Origin of the sequence: Alcanivorax sp. 24 (assembly GCF_004360225.1) — a bacterium.
Taxonomy (GTDB): domain Bacteria; phylum Pseudomonadota; class Gammaproteobacteria; order Pseudomonadales; family Alcanivoracaceae; genus Alloalcanivorax; species Alloalcanivorax xiamenensis.
Map to the genome: position 1 here is coordinate 21,139 of NZ_SNUA01000010.1, position 17,231 is coordinate 38,369.

Below are 17,231 nucleotides of genomic sequence, written 5' to 3' on the forward strand. Positions count from 1 at the left end.
GGGGCTGGACCCGGGACTCGATGGGCCCGTGGATTGGCTGCGCACCGCCTTTGTTCGCTACAGGAGCATCGGTGAGGCGCTCGCCCGGGCGGCGATCGGCGGCCCGGTATCGATGGCCGTAGGCGCTGATGAATTCGACCGAATGCGGCGCCTGGAAGGGGTTTACGAGCAGGCGCACAATGAGTTCGAACAGGAACGTTACCGCAGCTTTCGCGAGACACTGAACGCCAGGCGGGAAGACAACCAAGGCCCCCAGCTTATCGGCCTCGCTCTGGGTAGCCTAGCCTTCGCGCTGCTGGGGCTGATCGCTCTGCGCGTCACCCGTACCATCACCCGGCTGCTGGAAGACGCGGTCAGCGCCGCCGACAGCATCGCCGACGGCGACTGGGACACCGAGATCAGCAGCGAAAGCCGCGATGAAACTGGCCGTCTTATCTGCGCCATCCGCAAGATGCGTCAAGCCCTGAGGGACGTAATTGCGGCGTTCCCGGAAGGGCCTTGAGCCCTGAGCCGCGCCCCGGCTGGAGCGAGACTTCCCGCCAAAGCGCGATGAACCTTTTTTAATATTTCTTTCTCTTCCTCCACTCGCTGCAGCTTGCGCCTCAGTTTCTGAATCTCGCGCTGCTCCGGTGTCAGCGCTTCACTACGATTGCGAGAAGGACGCGGATCCAGGAAAAGCGCCTCCTAAATGTGGGCCGCTTTGGCGGCGGTTCGGAACCACCAGGCTGAATAACCAGGGGGGCATTCCCGGGCGGGAAGCTGCCGCCGGAGCCCGCTTGAGCGGGCTGGCGATCCTTGGAGCAGGGTTGATACCGATCGGCTGGAAGGTGCTGCTAGAAATAGTAACCGGCGCCAACACCGATGGTTCGGCCCCGGTGCATGGCGCCGGTGCGCACGCCCGGGGCCAGTTGATAGCCGGACAGCTCGTATCGCTCATTGAGAAGGTTGTCGCCATAGACATAAAACTCGGCGTTCCCGGTCAATAACGTCACCCGCGTGTCCACCAGATCATAGTGATCCAGGTCGAAATGATTCTGTGGATCGGCGGGGCGCGCGCCCACATGGTGGTAACCCGCGCGGGCTTTCAGCATCGGATAGGGCAGGCCCGGAAAGTCCGGCAGTTCGCGTTGGTAGGTGAGCACCAGATCGCCACTCCAGCGGGCGGCTTGAGGAACCCTGTTACCGGATTCCACATCACCGCCCTGCACACCGGGGGCGTCACTAGTGATTTCCGCGTCGATGTAGGTCACCGAGGCGGACAGTGCCAGATCCTGGCTCAGCGACAGAGAGCCTTCCAGCTCCGCGCCCTGGCTGCGGGTGTCCGCGTTGATGGCGCTGGTGGCCTGGGTGGCAACGTCGTATCCCAACAAATGATCGTCCTTGATACGGCTGATGAACACGGCGCCGTTGACCGCGTAGCGCTGATGTGTGGGTTCCAGCTTGAAGCCGATTTCGAGGCTGTTGACCTTGGCGGCATCAGTGGGGCTGCTGTCCTCGACCTGAGTGGCGTAGTCGCTGAACAGCCCGGATTTGTAGCCCCGCGCCAACATGGCGTACAGGTTCAAGTCCGGCATGACGGCGAAGGACAGACCGGTACGTCCGGTGGTGTAGTCATCGTCCAGATCGCGCTCGTCGTGTTGCCAAGCGCCACTGAAATAGTCCGCTTCGTAGGTTTTCCGGTCCCAGGTGTGGCGCAGGCCGAAGGTCCAGTCCAGACGACCCGTGAGGGGATAGGTCGCTTCGCCATAGAGTGCGTAAGCGCGGGTCTCGTAGTCGCGGTCTTGCCGGTTGCCGGTGGTTTCGAAGAATGAATCGAAGTTGCGCCGGGAATCGGAGGCGTAGAGACCGGCAACCCAGAAGACCCGGGCACCGGGCAGTGAGGACACATTCAGATCCTGGCTGAGCACACGCTGGTCGGAGTCGTCCTCTTTCATGAACTCCATGGGGGCGCCGTAAAGTATTTCGGAGATTCGGCGTCCATAGCCAGTGACCAGACTCATGTCGGTCCGGGTAAGAGCCGTGGTGGACGTAAGGCGGCTGCCGGCGAAGTCGTGTTGGACCTCGGAGGAGTAGCGTTCCACGGTGTTCTGGTTATCGTCGAAGCGCCCCGGCGTCATATCGATCCCGGGGGGATCTCCGAACGGGTAAAGCACCTGGACGCTGGCATCGTGCTGTATTCGCTGCCGCTCGGCGATGAATAACGCGGAGGTGCGCTCGCCCACATCCCAGAGCAGGCTGCCGCGAAACGCCAGGGAACGAGGCTTGGAAATCGGGTCGCCGTCGTTGACGTTTTCCACCCAGTGATCCTCTCCGCTTTGCCGTACCGCCAGACGGCCGCTGAGCCGTTCACCGAGCGGGCCGCTGAGCGCGCCTTCAAGGCGGTATTGGTTGTCCTGGCTGTATTCTCCGCGCAGATAACCCTCACGATAATCGGTGGGGCCACGGCTGATCACATTGATCGCGCCGGCCTCACTGTTGCGGCCAAACAAGGTGCCCTGTGGTCCTTTCAGCACTTCCACCCGTTCCATATCCAGGGTCGCCAGGGAAATCTGACGGGCGGACAGAGCGACACCGTCCACATTCAGCACTACGGAACCGTCCTCCTGGCTGATCTGATTGAGCGACCCCACGCCACGGATCAGCACATTGGCATCGTAGGGGCCGGACGAACTGATGTTGACGCCGGCGGTATCCCTCAGGACCGCTTCCAGATCGGCGTTTCCCTTGGACTCCAGTGTCCCGGCGTCGATCACGCTGAGGCCGAAGGGGACCTCCTTGGCCTGTTCCTCGCCGCGACGGGCGGTAACCGTGACGCTTTCCAACTCGTGAGGGGCAAAGGATTCCGCACCGTCCTTCCGGGTGTCGGCGTGTGACGACAAGGGGGGCAGGGCAAGCCCCACCAGCAGGGCGACGACCGTAGGATGACGACGTAAGGGAAACATGTCTGATAGCTCCAAATACGTTATAACGTAACATTAAAAGATTGACACAAAAATATAAAATGCGAGCGGCGCGGGGCCTGGCCGCCGGGCGCACGGCGGCCAGGCCGGATCGTCAGAAGTAGTAGCTCAGGCCCGCGCCAACGGTGCGCCCGCGGCCAGGTGCGCCGTAGGTTACGGTGCTGGATTCGTAGTACCCGTAAAGGTCATAGGTTTCATCCAGCAAGTTTTCCCCCCACAGATAAAGCTCCACCGCGCCACTGGTGATGCCCAGGCGCGCATCCAGCATGCCGTAGTCATCCAGGTCAAAATGGTTTTGTGGATCGGCGGGGCGCTCACCCACGTACTGGTAGCTGATCCGGGCGTTCAGGGCTGGCGCGTACAGGCCGATAAAATTATCCGGCAGTGGACGGTCGTAATGGATGGCGGCGTAGCCGCTCCACTCCGAAACATCAGGAACCTGATTGCCGGACTGGACATCACCGCCGCTGATACCGGTTACATCGTCACTGATTTCCGCGTCCAGGTAGCTGATGGCGCCCGCGATGGACACACCCCGGCCGAGCCGGTAACGGCCTTCCAATTCGGCACCGCGGCTGCGGGTGTCCGCGTTAACCGCACGGGAGGCCCAGGTAATGACGTCATAATCAATCAGGTGCGCGTCCTTCACCCGGGTCAGGAAGACGCTGCCGTTGAGCATCAGCCGCTCTGTTTCGGTTTTGAAGCCGACTTCCCAGGAGTGGGCGGTGGCGGCGTCGTAGGGCTCGCTGTCCGCTTTCTGTGAAGCATAATCGTTGAACCCTCCAGGATTGTAGCCGCGCCCGATCTGGGTGTAGAGATTGGTGCTGGGTGTCAGTACATAGGTCAGTGCCAGGCGGCCGGTGGTGAAGTCATCATCCAGATCCCTCTGGTCCCGCACGACCCCGGCGCTGGAACGGTACACCGCATCGTATTCCTTACGATCCCAGGAATGGCGTATCCCCGCCGTCAATTTGAGAGCGTCGAACAATGGGTAGGTGACCTCACCGTAGAGGCCGTATTGTTCGGTGGTGAAATCACGAAACTTGGCGCTGGAGGGGTCACGGGAGTCGTAGGTGGTGTCGTAGCCTCGTTCCGAATGGGACACACTTATACCGGTGGTCCAGAACAGCGGACTGGAAGGTAGCGAACCGATGCGCAGGTCCTGGCTGTAGGTTCGTTCATCGGCTTCTTTTTTTAACCAGGCGACCATGGGAGAGCCATACATGGCTTCCATGATGTCGCGGTCGTAGACCACCGGGTCGGTGAGATCCATGCGGGTCATGGCGGTCACCGATGTGACCCGGCTGCTGGCCAGATCATGGTTGATCTCCATGGAATAGCGCTCCATGGTTTTCTCGTTGTCGTCGAACAGGCCCGGGGTCAGATCGTTGGCCGGATCATCGCCATAGGGCCGTAACACCAGCACGCTGGTACGGCCCTCCACTTTCTGACGTTCGGCGATGAACAGTGCGGTGGTGGCGTCGTGATTGTCCCAGAGCAGGCTGCCGCGGAAGGCCAGATCCTTCTGGTCGGTCAGCGGATCACCGGTTTGTTTATTGTCCACCCAGTTATCGGCGGTGGCATGACGAAGAGCGAAGCGGCCGCTGAACTGATCACTGAGTGGCCCGCTGATTACCCCTTCCTGCAGCCACTGCTCATCCTGTCCGCCTTCCAGTCGCAGATACCCTTCCCGGTGACGGGTGGGGCGGCGGCTAACCACATTGATGGCGCCGGCTTCGGCGTTACCGCCGAACAGAGTACCCTGGGGGCCTTTCAGTACCTCCACCCGTTCCACATCCAGAGTGCCAAGGGAGATTGAGCGGGGCGACAAGGTCACACCATCCATGATCAGGGCCACCGAGTTGTCGTCCATGTTCATCTGGTACAAGGATCCGACCCCGCGAATATAAACATTGGAATCGTTGGCACCGGCGGAGGAATTGATGTTGACGCCGGGCACCGATCGCAAAGCGTCCTCCACATTGTCGAGTCGTTGGTCGGCAAGCGTGCCGCCGTCGACCACGCTGATCGCGAAAGGCACATCCTTGGCTCGCTCCTCGCTTTGACGGGCGGTCACGGTGACGCCCTCCAATTCGTGATCGGGATCTTCCTTTGCGGCAACCAAAGGGGAAAGCAGGAACAGCATGGAGAATGTCGCGGCCTTCCCGGCCTTGCCGAAGCTCCCCACGGTCTTGGGCAATCCTTTTTCTAACATCGGTGTCTCCTGTGGATGACGGGTCATTCGTTATCGTGGTGTTGTGTAAACCGGGGATAGGCGGGCCAGCGATCGAGTAACAGACCTGGCTCATCGACGGAGTCGGGCCTTGAAACGATCTGGCCATCGTGACGCACCAGGCTTTGATAGCGGGCGGGGGTGGTCAGCGGCTGCCAGCCGCCGTCGCGCCAATGCCAGCGTTCGCCTTCGGCGCCAAACGCCAAGGGCGGGCCGAGCAGGCGCTGTGTGGCGTGGGATCCCAGGCGTGTGGACAGTACGTGTTCCACGTCCCGTTGCTGGCGAATGTCAGCGAGCAGGGCGGTCAGGTCGGAAGCGCTTTGCCGGGCCACCCAGCCGAGGTTGGCCAGGGGCGCGTAAAGGGATACCCAGCCTTCGCTGGGCGCCGCCCGCAGCGAGGTAATGGGGATATCACTGTTGGCGAGGCGTTGAGTGGTATCCTGCGCCTGGCGCTCGACCGCCGCTTGCAAAGCATCCACGCCGTTTGCGTCGCCCACGCACAGCAGGCCGATGGCACCGGCCACCCCCTCGCTCAGCCACGCGGCGCCGGGGCCGCGCCGCAGTTCGGCGGCCTCGACCAGGTGCCCTCGGGCCAGGGCCGTGGCAATGTGGGCTTGTCGCCGCCAGCGGCCCACGCCTTGATCGGCCACGTCCCAATCCGGATCCTCCGCCAGCCTTAGCACGCCTCGGGAGAAGCCCGTGACCTGCTGTCCTCGCGGCCACTGCTGTACGCTATTGACCTGGATATCGCGCCCCAGCCGGCGCGACACGCAGGCCCGCATCCGTCGTACGTCGTCGGCGATGCTCCGTGCGGCGGCGGTGCGCCCCGGATCACTGATGACGGTCAGACCCTCCAGGGCCTGTTCGTGGGCTCGATGCGGTAAATACAGGCTGAAATCAAGCGCACCGGAGGTTGCGCCTTGTTCGGAGTACCCGCCTTTGGCGAGATCCCTGCTCAGCCGCCAGCGCCAGAGCCCGGCTGGGGCAATACCTTTGACGGAGGCCGCCGCTTCGCCCGGTGGCACGGCATAGTCCGCGGGCAGGCCGTAGCGGGTTCTGGCGTTCGCGCCGCGTAACGCCCGGTCCGGATCGATGCCGAGCCGGGGGGCGGCCTGGTAGGCCCGCAGCCAGACGCCGTTATCCGCCAGCGCTGGCGGAGAGGCGTCCGCCGGCCAGGAGGCAAAAGACAGGCGCCAGGTCAGCTCGACGTCGCAGCCATCAGCGGTGCAATGGTCCAGAGGCAGGGTCAAATGATCGTTGGCCTGATCGGCCTGGACCGCCTGGCCGTCGACCCGTGAGGACAGCAATACAAAGCCGGGGGGCAATTCGGCGTGGAGCACTCCAGTGTCGGTCCGCACGGTTTTCAGCAACCATTGGCCGGTGGCTTCACGCTGATCGGTATTGAGGTTAAGAGTCAGCTCTCCGCCCTTCACGGAAAAGGCGCCGGCGTTGGCGACGGTGTCGCGTTCCCAGTCGACCTGCTCCAGACGTTCACTTTCGGCGGTACGGTAACTGCCTGCCGAGATCAGCTTCTGGTGCAACAGAGCACCGCTACCGATTATTCCAGCCACCGCGATCAGGGCCCCTCCGCCGAAGGGGCCGGGCAGTCGGGCGACCATTTCACGCAGCCGCCGCAAATGGCCACGCGGCAGAACCAGACCCGCCACCGCGACACAGAGCAGCGCGACGCCCAGCTTGTAGCCGTCCAGGGTCAGCAGGTAATTACGCCAGGGTGCCCAGCCAGTGAGGCTTGAAAGGGAAATCTGAACGGGAATGCCGAGCTTGTACGGTGGGTAGGTGACCAGCGCCAGTTCGTTATTGAGTACCAGCACGAAGGTCACGAACATGGAGGCGGCATAGGCCAGCCCGGGGCGTCGTATCAGGGCGTGAATCAGCAGTGCCAGCATGGCCAGTTCCAGCAGCGCCGGCGCCATCACCAGGATTTGGTAAAGCAGGACGGTGACCGGCGCGAGGCTGTCCGGCATCACCAGAGCGGTGACGATCAACACGGAGACGCCGGGAAGCAGTGCCAGAATCAGGGTTACTGCCAGTAGCGCCAGAGCGAGAGCGAACAGGCGTACGAATAGCGGTGCCGGCGCCGCGTCGAGCATATCCCTGAACCCTTCCACATCGTCCTGGCGTGACATCAGTCCGGCACTGGCCGCCACCACAAAGGCGATCACCAGATACAGGGTCGTCATCAGCAATGGCAACAACCGATCCGGATGGGGCAGGAACGGTCCCTCCGCGTGCCAGATCACATGTACGAACGCGGCCATCACGCCGACCGCCACTAACAGGACAGTGCCAACCAGGAAAGCGCGAGTCCGTACTGTCCGGCGCAACCGCCAGCCGGTTTCAGCGGTGACCGTTCGCCACCATCGAAAGGCGGTGACCGGTCCGGGCAGGGTGTGTGGAAGCACTGTTTCCGGGAGGGAGGGGGCGGTCTTGCGGGAAGGCTTCCGGGCGCTTTCCCGGATCAGGCTTTCCCGTCGTACCCGTGTGACCATCCATACCAGACCGGACATTGGCAGCACGCACCACAGGCCCCGGTTCAGCAGGAACTCCCGATTAATCGGTAACAGGGCCTGGCTTTTTTGTGCGGGCGTCCAATCCTCGACCTGGGCGTGGGCGAAGGTAAACAGGGACGGATCAAGGGTCGCCGAGAGAACGGGATTGATATGACCGCCTTCCAGTACTACCACCGCCACCATCCACAGCAGCATCAGCAACGCGGACAGTGCGAAGGCCGCGGCCACGCTGCGGGTTTTTAGCGTCACCATGAAGTACAGGGCGCCGACGCCGAAAGCGATCGGTAACACCAGCCACAACCAACTGAATGCCAGGGCGTGCCAAGCGGGCGGCGCGATGGCGTCAGGGGGCACCAGACCCAGCCAGGAGAGGGCGGGCGTGCAGAGAAACCCGACCATGACCGAGGCGCCAAGCAGGGAGGCCAGCAGTGCGGCGCCAAGAAATCGCCCCAGTAGCAGGGCGGGCAGGGAAATCGGTGCTGACAGTATTACCTCGTGGAGATTGGCATGGCGGTCGCGAAGTACAGGTTGTGCGAACACCCAGGCCCAGGCGAAGAACAGGAAGAACATGCAGCCGGTAGCCATCAGATAAATCAGGCTGGGGGCGTTGCGCGGAATATCCGTGGCCCCCATCTTTTCCATGTACTCGGCGTTGGTGAGGGACATCAGCAGGTACAGCGTCAGTCCCAGAAACACCAGCGAGACAATGCCGCTGCGCAGGCCCGCGCGCAGTTCGCCGGCGATCTCATGAAGCATCAGACGCATTGGGTTCACGCGGCCGTCCCTCGCCCGGCGTTTTCCAGCGCCAGGTAGTAGACGTCCTCAAGACGCGGTGGGCGTAAAACGAAGCGGTCATCGGGAGCCCGTTCCGCATGGCAGATAACACGGCGGCCACCGGGTTGAGGCAAGACACGTAGAGCCTCTTCAGGTACCGGTTCATCTCGTTCGAACGAAGCTTCCCAGAGCATGCCCTGATAAGGGAGGGTCAGAGCGGCGGGCGTGCCTTCGGCCAATAACCTGCCGTTGGCGAGAATGGCCAGACGGTCGCACAGGTTTTCCACATCCTCGACAATATGGGTGGACAGCAGCACTACGCTGTTGTTGGCGGTGTCAGCCAGAACCCGGTGGAATTGGTTGCGTTCCGCCGGGTCCAGCCCGGCGGTGGGCTCATCCACGATCAATAGACGCGGTGAGCCGATCAAGGCCAGGGCAATGCCGAAACGCCGCAACATGCCGCCGGAAAACGTTGAGGCGGGACGATGCGCCACCTCCCGCAGGTTGACTTTCTCCAACAGAATTTCTACTTCCTCCTGGCGTTCCGAGCGGCGGTGGCGCCCCTTCAGCCAGGCAAAACGATTCAGTAAATCACGGGCCGGAACACCGGCATAGGCACCGATCTGTTGTGGCAGATAGCCAAGTCGTTGACGCAGATGATCTGGTGAGGCGAGAACATCCTCGCCGTCGAGAAAGAGGCGACCGCGGTCCGGCTCCTGTAAAGTGGCCAGTGTTCGCATCAGTGTGCTTTTTCCGGCGCCGTTGGGGCCCAGCAGTCCGTACATCCCGGGGGGGACTCGCAGTGAGACGCTGTCCAGAGCACGCACGCCATTGCCATAGGTTTTCGCCAGGTCTTCGATGACCAGGCCGGTGGAGTTCGCCATAACGTGGGTCCCCAGAATAGGAAGCCTTGATGGGTGGCAAGGCCTTGAAGTCGACAAGAAGAACGAAACCGTATAAAAGATAATGGTTCTCATTTGTGAATCCGCCCGAATCGGTTCCATTTATGCCCGAATCGGGTTCCTCGCAGGACCATGGAATGGAGGGCAGGTATGTCGGTGTATCAGTCGATCCTGGAGCATAAGGAGCTATCCGCGCTCGCGTTGCTTTCCGATACTTCGGTGATTGAACTGGCACCTTTCTCACGGTGCCGGTTACTTCGGGTGCCGTTACTGGAGGGCATGGAACTGGCGGTATGGCGGGGGCACTTTGCTGAGCCGGTGACCATGAATGTCCGGGATGACAGTGAGCGCATTCACTTTTCCTATTCGTTGCACGGCCATTTTCAGAGTTGGTTCGATGATGGTGGTCCGGATCACGTTCATACCGTTCACGAAGGCGCGGGTTGTATTAACTACAATCCGGGGCGTGCTGGTGGTTTTCGTCAGCATGGGGATTTTGAAAGTGTCATCGTCATGATCCGGCCGGACACTTTGTATCAATGGGTTGGCGAACCTGACATGGTGCTCAAACGCCTGTTCGACTCGGGGCGCTGTTTTGCTAACTGTTTGCACTGCGATGCGGAACTGAAGGCCACGGCCCAGACACTCAGCAAAGCGCTGCGAGTCGCTGATCTGTGTCCGGACGATGGCACTAACCGGGGACTCTTATGGTTGTTCGGAACCAGTCTGGTGTTTGTCGGCTTGTTGCTGGAAAGCCTGGATCCCGGTTCGCATTGTGCCTGTGATCTGTCGATTCCGGACCGGGAAAAGTTGCTTCGAGCCCGGGATTGTCTGCTGGCGGACCTTTGTCAGGCTCCGACCATTGAAGAGCTGGCCCGGGCTTCTGGCTTGAGTGTGATCAAACTCAAGCGCGGCTTTCGGCAACTGTTCAACAACAGCGTTTACGGATTGTTTCAACGTGAGCGGATGCATGAAGCGCGTCGTCGTCTTGGTTCTGGCGGGCAGTCGGTGCTCCAGGTGGCCGCGGAATTGGGCTATACCAACGCCAGTCACTTTGCCGCCGCGTTTCATAAGGAGTTTGGCGTCAAGCCGTCGGCGCTGAAACGCCGGTGACGCGACACGACCCGGTTCCGGCATGGTGAACGGATCCGGGCTCAAGTCATCCTGATTCGGGTAGAGCCGATACCGCAGTTGGATATCATTTGCATTTATAAATGATCCTATGACTGACGGTGAACCATGGATGACATCACTGATGTGCCCGGCGTGCGTGCGTGTGTCGCGGCGGTGCTGGAGCTCCCCGTAGATGCCGTCAGCGACGACGGCAATCTCATTGAAATGGGGGTCGACTCGATCACCATGATGCGCCTGGCCAGCGAGTGGCGCCGGCGGGGGCATGACATTTCTTTTGCCCAGATGGTTTCCAATCCCAGGTTGTCTGCCTGGTGCTCTCTGCTTGGTACCTGTGTGGATACCGATAAAACGGAGACATCGGCACCGGAAACGATGGGCCGTTGTCTGGATGAGCGGGCACCCTTCGAACTGGCTCCGATGCAGCATGCGTATTGGATCGGGCGGTCTGGTGACCAACAACTGGGCGGCGTAGCCGCGCATTTCTATAACGAATTCGATGGCGCCGGCGTGGATGGAGACCGGCTGGAGCGGGCGGTTAAAGCGCTTATCGAGCGTCATGGCATGCTGCGGGTGCGTCTCACTGATGACGGTCGTCAGCGTATTCACGCGGACAGCACCTGGCTTGGCCTGAAGGTGCATGACCTGCGGTCGATGACGGTGGAAGGTGCCGAGCAGGCCCTGGAACGGCTGCGCCAAGCGTTATCTCATCGGTGCATGAACCTGGCGGCCGGAGAGGTGTTTGATGTTCAGCTGTCGTTGCTGCCGGATGCGATGCGCGTGGACGGTACCCGTGTCCACTTAAACCTCGATATGGTCGCCGCTGATGCTCTGAGTTTGCGCGTATTGTTGAAGGATTTGGCCGACCTGTATCGCGGTGAGGTGTTGCCCCCCATCGAGTACAGCTATCCCCGCTACCGCGCCGATCATGACGCGTCCATGGCCGGGGAGGGGCGTCGTGCCGGCTGGCATCGAGACCGGGATTATTGGCGTGACCGACTCGCCGATCTGCCGGCAGCGCCGCGCTTGCCGATCACGGGTGGGGGCGGAGCGCAACAGGCGACCCGTGTGATCCGGCGTCACGACTGGCTGCCTCCCGAGCGGGTCGCGGCGTTTACGACGACGGCGCGTGCGCATGGGCTGACGCCGGCCATGGCGCTGGCGGCGGTGTTCGCCGAAGTGCTCACGGCCTGGAGCGCCGAGCCGGATTTCCTGATCAACCTGCCGTTGTTCAACCGGGAACCGCTGCACTCCGATGTGGACCAGCTGGTCGGTGATTTCACCTCCTCGGTGTTGTTGGCATGGCGGGGCGGTGCGCCGGGCTCCTTTGTCGACCGGGCACTTGCTCTGCAAGACCGTTTTCACTCCGACGTCCAGCACGGCACCTTCACCGGCGTTGACGTCCTGCGGGAACTGTCCCGTCATCATGGTGAAAAACGGTTGGCACCAGTGGTGTACACCAGTGCCTTGGGGTTGGGGCCGCTGTTTTCCGACACCGTGCAGACCTGCCTTGGGCGACCGAGCTGGATTATCTCCCAGGGGCCTCAGGTCTGGCTGGACGCGCAGGTGACGGAGCTCGACAACGGCCTGCTGGTGAATATGGATGCGCGCGAGGACGCTTTCGAGCCAGGTGTTCTGGATGCCCTGTTCGAAGCCCATGAGCGATTGCTGTCGGTGTTGATTGATTGCCCGGACGCGTGGTGCCGGCCGGTGCCCGCCCTGTTGCCGGACAGCGCGCTGGCGCGCCGGGCCTCCATCAATGGCGTTTCCCGACCGTTGTCCGGCCGCCGGCTCCATGAAGGCTTCTTCCACATCGCCGACACCAACCCGGATGCCCCCGCCCTGCTGTGGGAGACACACGAAACGCTGTCCTATGGCGAACTGCGGCGGCGGGTGATGAGTGTGGCCGGCTATTTGGTGGGCGAGGGCGTGCAACCGAATGACGTGGTGGCGGTGTCGTTGCCCAAAGGGGCCGAGCAGATCATCGCGGTGCTTGGGGTGCTGGCGGCCGGGGCGGTGTATCTGCCGATCGGCGTGGACCAACCCGAGGCCCGCCGCCGGCGTATCCTCGGCGCCTCCGGTGCGCGCCTGACGCTGGACGCGCTGCCCGAGGTGTCGGCGCCCTTGTCGGCACCGGTGCCGGGCAATGACCGGGATCTCGCCTACATTCTCTATACCTCCGGTTCCACCGGTGAGCCCAAGGGCGTGGAGGTGCCGCATCGGGCGGCCATGAACACCATCGAGGATCTGACCGATCGTTTGGACCTGAGTGGCGAAGACCGGATCCTGGCGCTGTCCGCGCTGGAGTTCGATCTGTCGGTGTTCGATATGTTCGCCGCGCTGTCCGTTGGTGCCGCCGTGGTGTGCGTGAGGGAAAGCGAGCGGCGTGATGCCATGGTCTGGAACCGTCTGATCCGGCGCCACCGGGTCACCGTGCTCAATTGCGTGCCGGCGCTGCTGGATATGATATTGAGCGCGGCGGACGCCGAGACACTGATGACACTCAGAGCGGTGTTGCTGGGCGGCGACCGGATTCCCCCCGAGCTGCCCGGCAGACTGGCCCGCCAGGTCCCGGATTGCCGTTTTATCGCTTTGGGCGGCACTACGGAAACCGCCATCCATTCCACTTTTTTTGAGGTTAAGGAAACTCGGCCGCGCTGGCATTCCGCGCCGTACGGAACGCCATTGGCGAATGTACATCTTCGGGTAGTGGATGCCCTGGGGCGCGATTGCCCGGATTTCGTCGCTGGTGAACTGTGGATCGGCGGGGACGGCGTGGCCCGGGGATACCGCGGCGATCCGAGCAAAACAGCGAGCCGGTTTGTTGAGCGTGATGGCATACGCTGGTACCGCACCGGTGATCAGGCCCGCTATCGGCCGGACGGCAACGTGGAGTTTCTCGGGCGCCTGGACCATCAGATCAAGGTGCGTGGTCACCGCATCGAACTGGGCGAGGTGGAAGCGGCCCTGGCCGGCGCGCCGGGCGTGCGGCAGGCGGCGGCGGTGGTGGGTAAGCCGGGACTGGTGGCGGTGGTGGCCCTGGTTGCCTCGCCGCGCAACCATGACGAGGAGTGGGTCGATCTGCGAGCGCTGCCGGCGGTGTTCGAATCATTACGTGATCATCTCGAAGCGACCTTGCCCTCGGTGATGATTCCGGTGCGTCTCTATGTCTGCGCCGCGCTGCCGCTCACCGCCAACGGCAAGATCGACCGCAAAACCCTCGCCCGCCATGTCGAGGAGCAGGAAAGACGGCGGGAGCCCGCCGCCGTGACGCCGCCCCAGGGTGAAGTGGAACGCCGGGTCGCCGTGGTCTGGCGCCGTCTTCTCGAATTGCCGCGGGTGGGGCGCGAGGAGAATTTCTTTTCCTTGGGCGGCGATTCCCTGCTGGCCACCCGAATGGTTCGCCGCTTGGGTGAAGAGGGGCTCACTGGCGTACGTCTGGCGGCGCTGTTCGAGCATCCGGTCCTGTCGGAGTTCGCCGCTACTCTGGGACTCAGAGACGACCCCACCCCACGGCGGCGATGGCACGCGGATATCGAAAACCGCTACCAGCCGTTCCCGCCCACGGAAGTGCAACGCGCCTATTGGATAGGGCGGGATCCGGGGCTGCCACTGGGCGGGGTGAGCTGCCACTTTTACCGGGAATACGACGTGGTGGATCTGGACGTCGCGCGTCTGCAGGACGCACTGAACCGGTTGATCGATCGTCATGAGATGTTGCGGGCGGTGTTCGATGATCAGGGGCACCAGCGAATCTTGCCGGATGTGGCATGCTTTTCCATTCCGGTGGAAGACGTGGAAGGCGATTGGGACGCGGCCTGTGAGCGACTGCGGGAGGCGGCCGCGCACCGGGTATTCGATCCCACGCTGTGGCCGTTGTTCGATGTCCGAGGGATCCGTTCGGGGAGTCGAATCCGTCTGGCGATCAGTCTGGATAACCTGATCCTTGATGCCTTGAGCATTTTGCTGTTCTACCAGGAATGGGATCTTCTCTACCGGGAGCCGCGCGCCGAACTGCCACCAGTGTCCTTGTCGTTTCGCGATTACCGGCTCAACAGTGCTCCCACGGAACAGGAACGGGATCAGGCCCGGGCATTCTGGCGGAAGCAGCTGCCGCAATTACCGCCGGCGCCGCAACTGCCGCTGGCCTGTCGTCCGGAAGACATTAGCCGGCCGTGCTTCGTTCGGCATCAGGGGGCGTTGGACGCGGACACCTGGTCGCGTCTGATCGCGCGGGCGCAAAACGAACGGGTGACGCCCTCGGCACTACTGCTGACCGCGTTCGCCGAGGTGCTGGGACGCTGGAGCGCGCAGTCCCGACTGACCCTGAACCTGACCTTGTTCGACCGTCAGGAGGTTCACCCGGATATTCATCGGGTGATGGGGGATTTCACCTCCCTGATGCTGCTTGGCTATCGGCCGGATCCTGGCGATTCATGGCTTGATCGTTTGCGGCGCACGCAAAAAGCGTTGGGCGAGGCGCTGGATCATCGCGCCTGGTCCAGCGTGACACTGTTGCGCGAACTGGCCCGCGATTCCGGGGAAGGCCTGGCGTCGATGCCGGTGGTGTTCACCAGCGCCCTCGGGGTTCCGGGGGGTACCGCCGCGCCGAAGGAGGGACCGTTCAGCCGCCAGGTCTGGGGCCTCACCCAGACGCCCCAGGTCTGGATCGATCATCAGGTGGTGGAGGCGGATGGCGGTATTGCCTTGAACTGGGACGTGGTGGAGGCGTTGTTCCCCGATGGCCTGATCACTGACATGTTCCAAGCCTATATGGACTTGCTTCACGAACTTGCCGGGATGGACTGGCGAGCGCCGGTACCGGACGTGATGCCCGCGTCGCAACGCACCGTGCGCGATCAGATCAACGACACCCGTGCGCCGTTACCAAGCGGCACCCTTCACCAGGCCTTCTTTCAGCACGCCGGCGACCAGGGTGAGCGAGTGGCTCTGTATTGGGGGCAGGACGGTGCGCTGAGCTATGGCGAACTGGCGGATCACGCCTTGCGGATCGCCGCTCGGCTGCGACGGGTCGGGGTGTCACCGGGGGACGTGGTGGCGGTGCAATTGCCCAAGGGGCCGGATCAGATCGCCGCGGTTCTGGGGGTGCTGGCCGCCGGCGCCGCTTATCTGCCGCTCGGCATGGAGCAGCCGCCGGCGCGGCGCGACCGGGTATTGAAGCGCGCCGCGGTACGGTGGGTGGTGACGGCTTCGGAGCACAACTGGCCCGGATCAGTAACACCCTGTTTCCTTGAGGATGCCCGGTCCATGGCGCCGCTGTCCGGGCCGCTGCCGGTGGCCGCCGACCAATTGGCCTATGTGATCTTCACCTCCGGCTCTTCCGGTGAACCCAAAGGCGTGGAGATCACTCATCGTGCCGCTTTGAACACGGTACTCGACATCAATCGCCGTTTCGAGGTGGGGCCGGGCGACCGGGTCCTGGCCGTGTCCGCTCTGGATTTTGATCTGTCGGTGTACGACATCTTCGGGCTGCTGGGTGCCGGCGGCGCCTTGATTCTCGTCGACGAGCAGGAGCGCCGCGAGGCACGGAACTGGCGGGCCCTGATGCGGCGATACGGCGCCACCATCTGGAACAGCGCCCCGGCGTTGTTGGAGATGCTGATGGCCGTCAGTGATCCGGCGGAGCCGCCGGGTCCGTTGCGGCTGGCGCTTGCCTCTGGCGACTGGGTCGCGCTGGATTTGCCGGCGCGGGTGGCCGAATGCTCTCCGGGATGCCGTTTCGTGGCGCTGGGCGGTGCCACCGAGGCATCGATCTGGTCGAACTTCTATCCGGTGGAAGAACCGGTGGCAGAACGGGCGCCGGACTGGTGCTCGATCCCCTACGGGTGGCCGTTGACCAATCAGCGCTTCCGGGTGGTCGATGACGAGGGACGTGACTGTCCGGACTGGGTCGCTGGCGAATTGTGGATCGGTGGCGACGGCCTGGCGCTCGGTTACCGGGCTGATCCGGAACGCAGTGCCGCCCACTTTGTAATGGCTGAAACCGGGGAAGCGCGGTGGGACGGCCGCTGGTATCGCACTGGCGACCGGGCGCGCTATCGGCCAGGCGGACTGCTGGAGTTTCTCGGCCGCATCGACGGCCAGGTGAAGATTCGAGGACATCGCATTGAACTGGGCGAAGTTGAAGCGGCGCTGTCGGCGTTTGCCGGTGTCGAACGGGCCGTGGCTCTGGTGCGGCGTGGTCCGGCTTCGGCGATGAAACTGGTTGCCGCCGTCGTGGCGCCGGCCGGACAACCTGATGCCGAGCAGTTGCGCTCGCATCTGGCGGGGTTGCTGCCGGTGCCGATGATTCCCGAACGAATCGATGCTCTGGAGACACTGCCGTTAACCGCTAATGGAAAGGTGGACCGCGCCGCGCTGGCCGAACATTTCGCGGCGCCTGGTGGTGAGGAGGAGCGAGCCGGACCACCGCGAGGCCAATGGGAAGCGCGGGTGGCGGCATTGTGGGCGGAGCTGCTGGAGATCAGCGCGCCCCAACGGCAGCAGAGCTTCTTTGAGCTGGGCGGGGACAGTCTGTTGGCGACCCGATTCAGTGAAAGCGTTCGCCGCCGCCATGGTGTAGCCCTGTCGCTTCGTCATTTGTTCGCCCATCCCGTTCTGGCGGATGTGGCGGCGGCGCTGCAAGCGGAGAGCGCGCGAACCGCGGATATGGAAGAGGGTGCGTTATGAATCCGTGGCC

Annotated in this window: 7 protein-coding genes; 3 read left to right on the forward strand and 4 right to left on the reverse strand. The window is 62.9% G+C overall.

Annotated elements, in window-relative coordinates:
- Positions 1-28 precede the first annotated feature (28 nt).
- On the forward strand, positions 29-502 hold the full coding sequence (locus E0L37_RS13950; protein WP_166643073.1) for a HAMP domain-containing protein: 474 nt from the start codon (positions 29-31) through the stop codon (positions 500-502).
- 331 nt (positions 503-833) lie between these two features.
- Here E0L37_RS13950 and E0L37_RS13955 read toward each other — a convergent pair whose 3' ends face one another.
- The 4 genes from E0L37_RS13955 to E0L37_RS13970 form a co-directional block, all read right to left on the reverse strand.
- On the reverse strand, positions 834-2,942 hold the full coding sequence (locus E0L37_RS13955) for a TonB-dependent receptor (protein WP_133492332.1): 2,109 nt from the start codon (positions 2,940-2,942) through the stop codon (positions 834-836).
- Between the two features lie 112 nt (positions 2,943-3,054).
- The gene (locus tag E0L37_RS13960) at positions 3,055-5,175 is read right to left on the reverse strand and encodes a TonB-dependent receptor (RefSeq protein ID WP_133492333.1); all 2,121 of its coding nucleotides are present in this window, start codon (positions 5,173-5,175) and stop codon (positions 3,055-3,057) included.
- Between the two features lie 23 nt (positions 5,176-5,198).
- Complete coding sequence (locus E0L37_RS13965) at positions 5,199-8,489, reverse strand: ABC transporter permease (protein WP_240687478.1); 3,291 nt, start codon at positions 8,487-8,489, stop codon at positions 5,199-5,201.
- A 5-nt stretch (positions 8,490-8,494) separates the two neighbouring features.
- Positions 8,495-9,382 (reverse strand): ABC transporter ATP-binding protein, encoded by an 888-nt coding sequence (locus E0L37_RS13970; protein WP_133492335.1) that lies wholly within the window; start codon positions 9,380-9,382, stop codon positions 8,495-8,497.
- A 168-nt stretch (positions 9,383-9,550) separates the two neighbouring features.
- Here E0L37_RS13970 and E0L37_RS13975 point away from each other — a divergent pair, with 168 nt between their 5' ends.
- Both E0L37_RS13975 and E0L37_RS13980 read left to right on the forward strand, forming a co-directional pair.
- Positions 9,551-10,513, forward strand: a complete 963-nt coding sequence (locus E0L37_RS13975; RefSeq protein ID WP_236563955.1) for an AraC family transcriptional regulator — start codon at positions 9,551-9,553, stop codon at positions 10,511-10,513.
- Between the two features lie 126 nt (positions 10,514-10,639).
- Positions 10,640-17,221 (forward strand): non-ribosomal peptide synthetase, encoded by a 6,582-nt coding sequence (locus tag E0L37_RS13980; RefSeq protein WP_133492337.1) that lies wholly within the window; start codon positions 10,640-10,642, stop codon positions 17,219-17,221.
- Positions 17,222-17,231 lie beyond the last annotated feature (10 nt).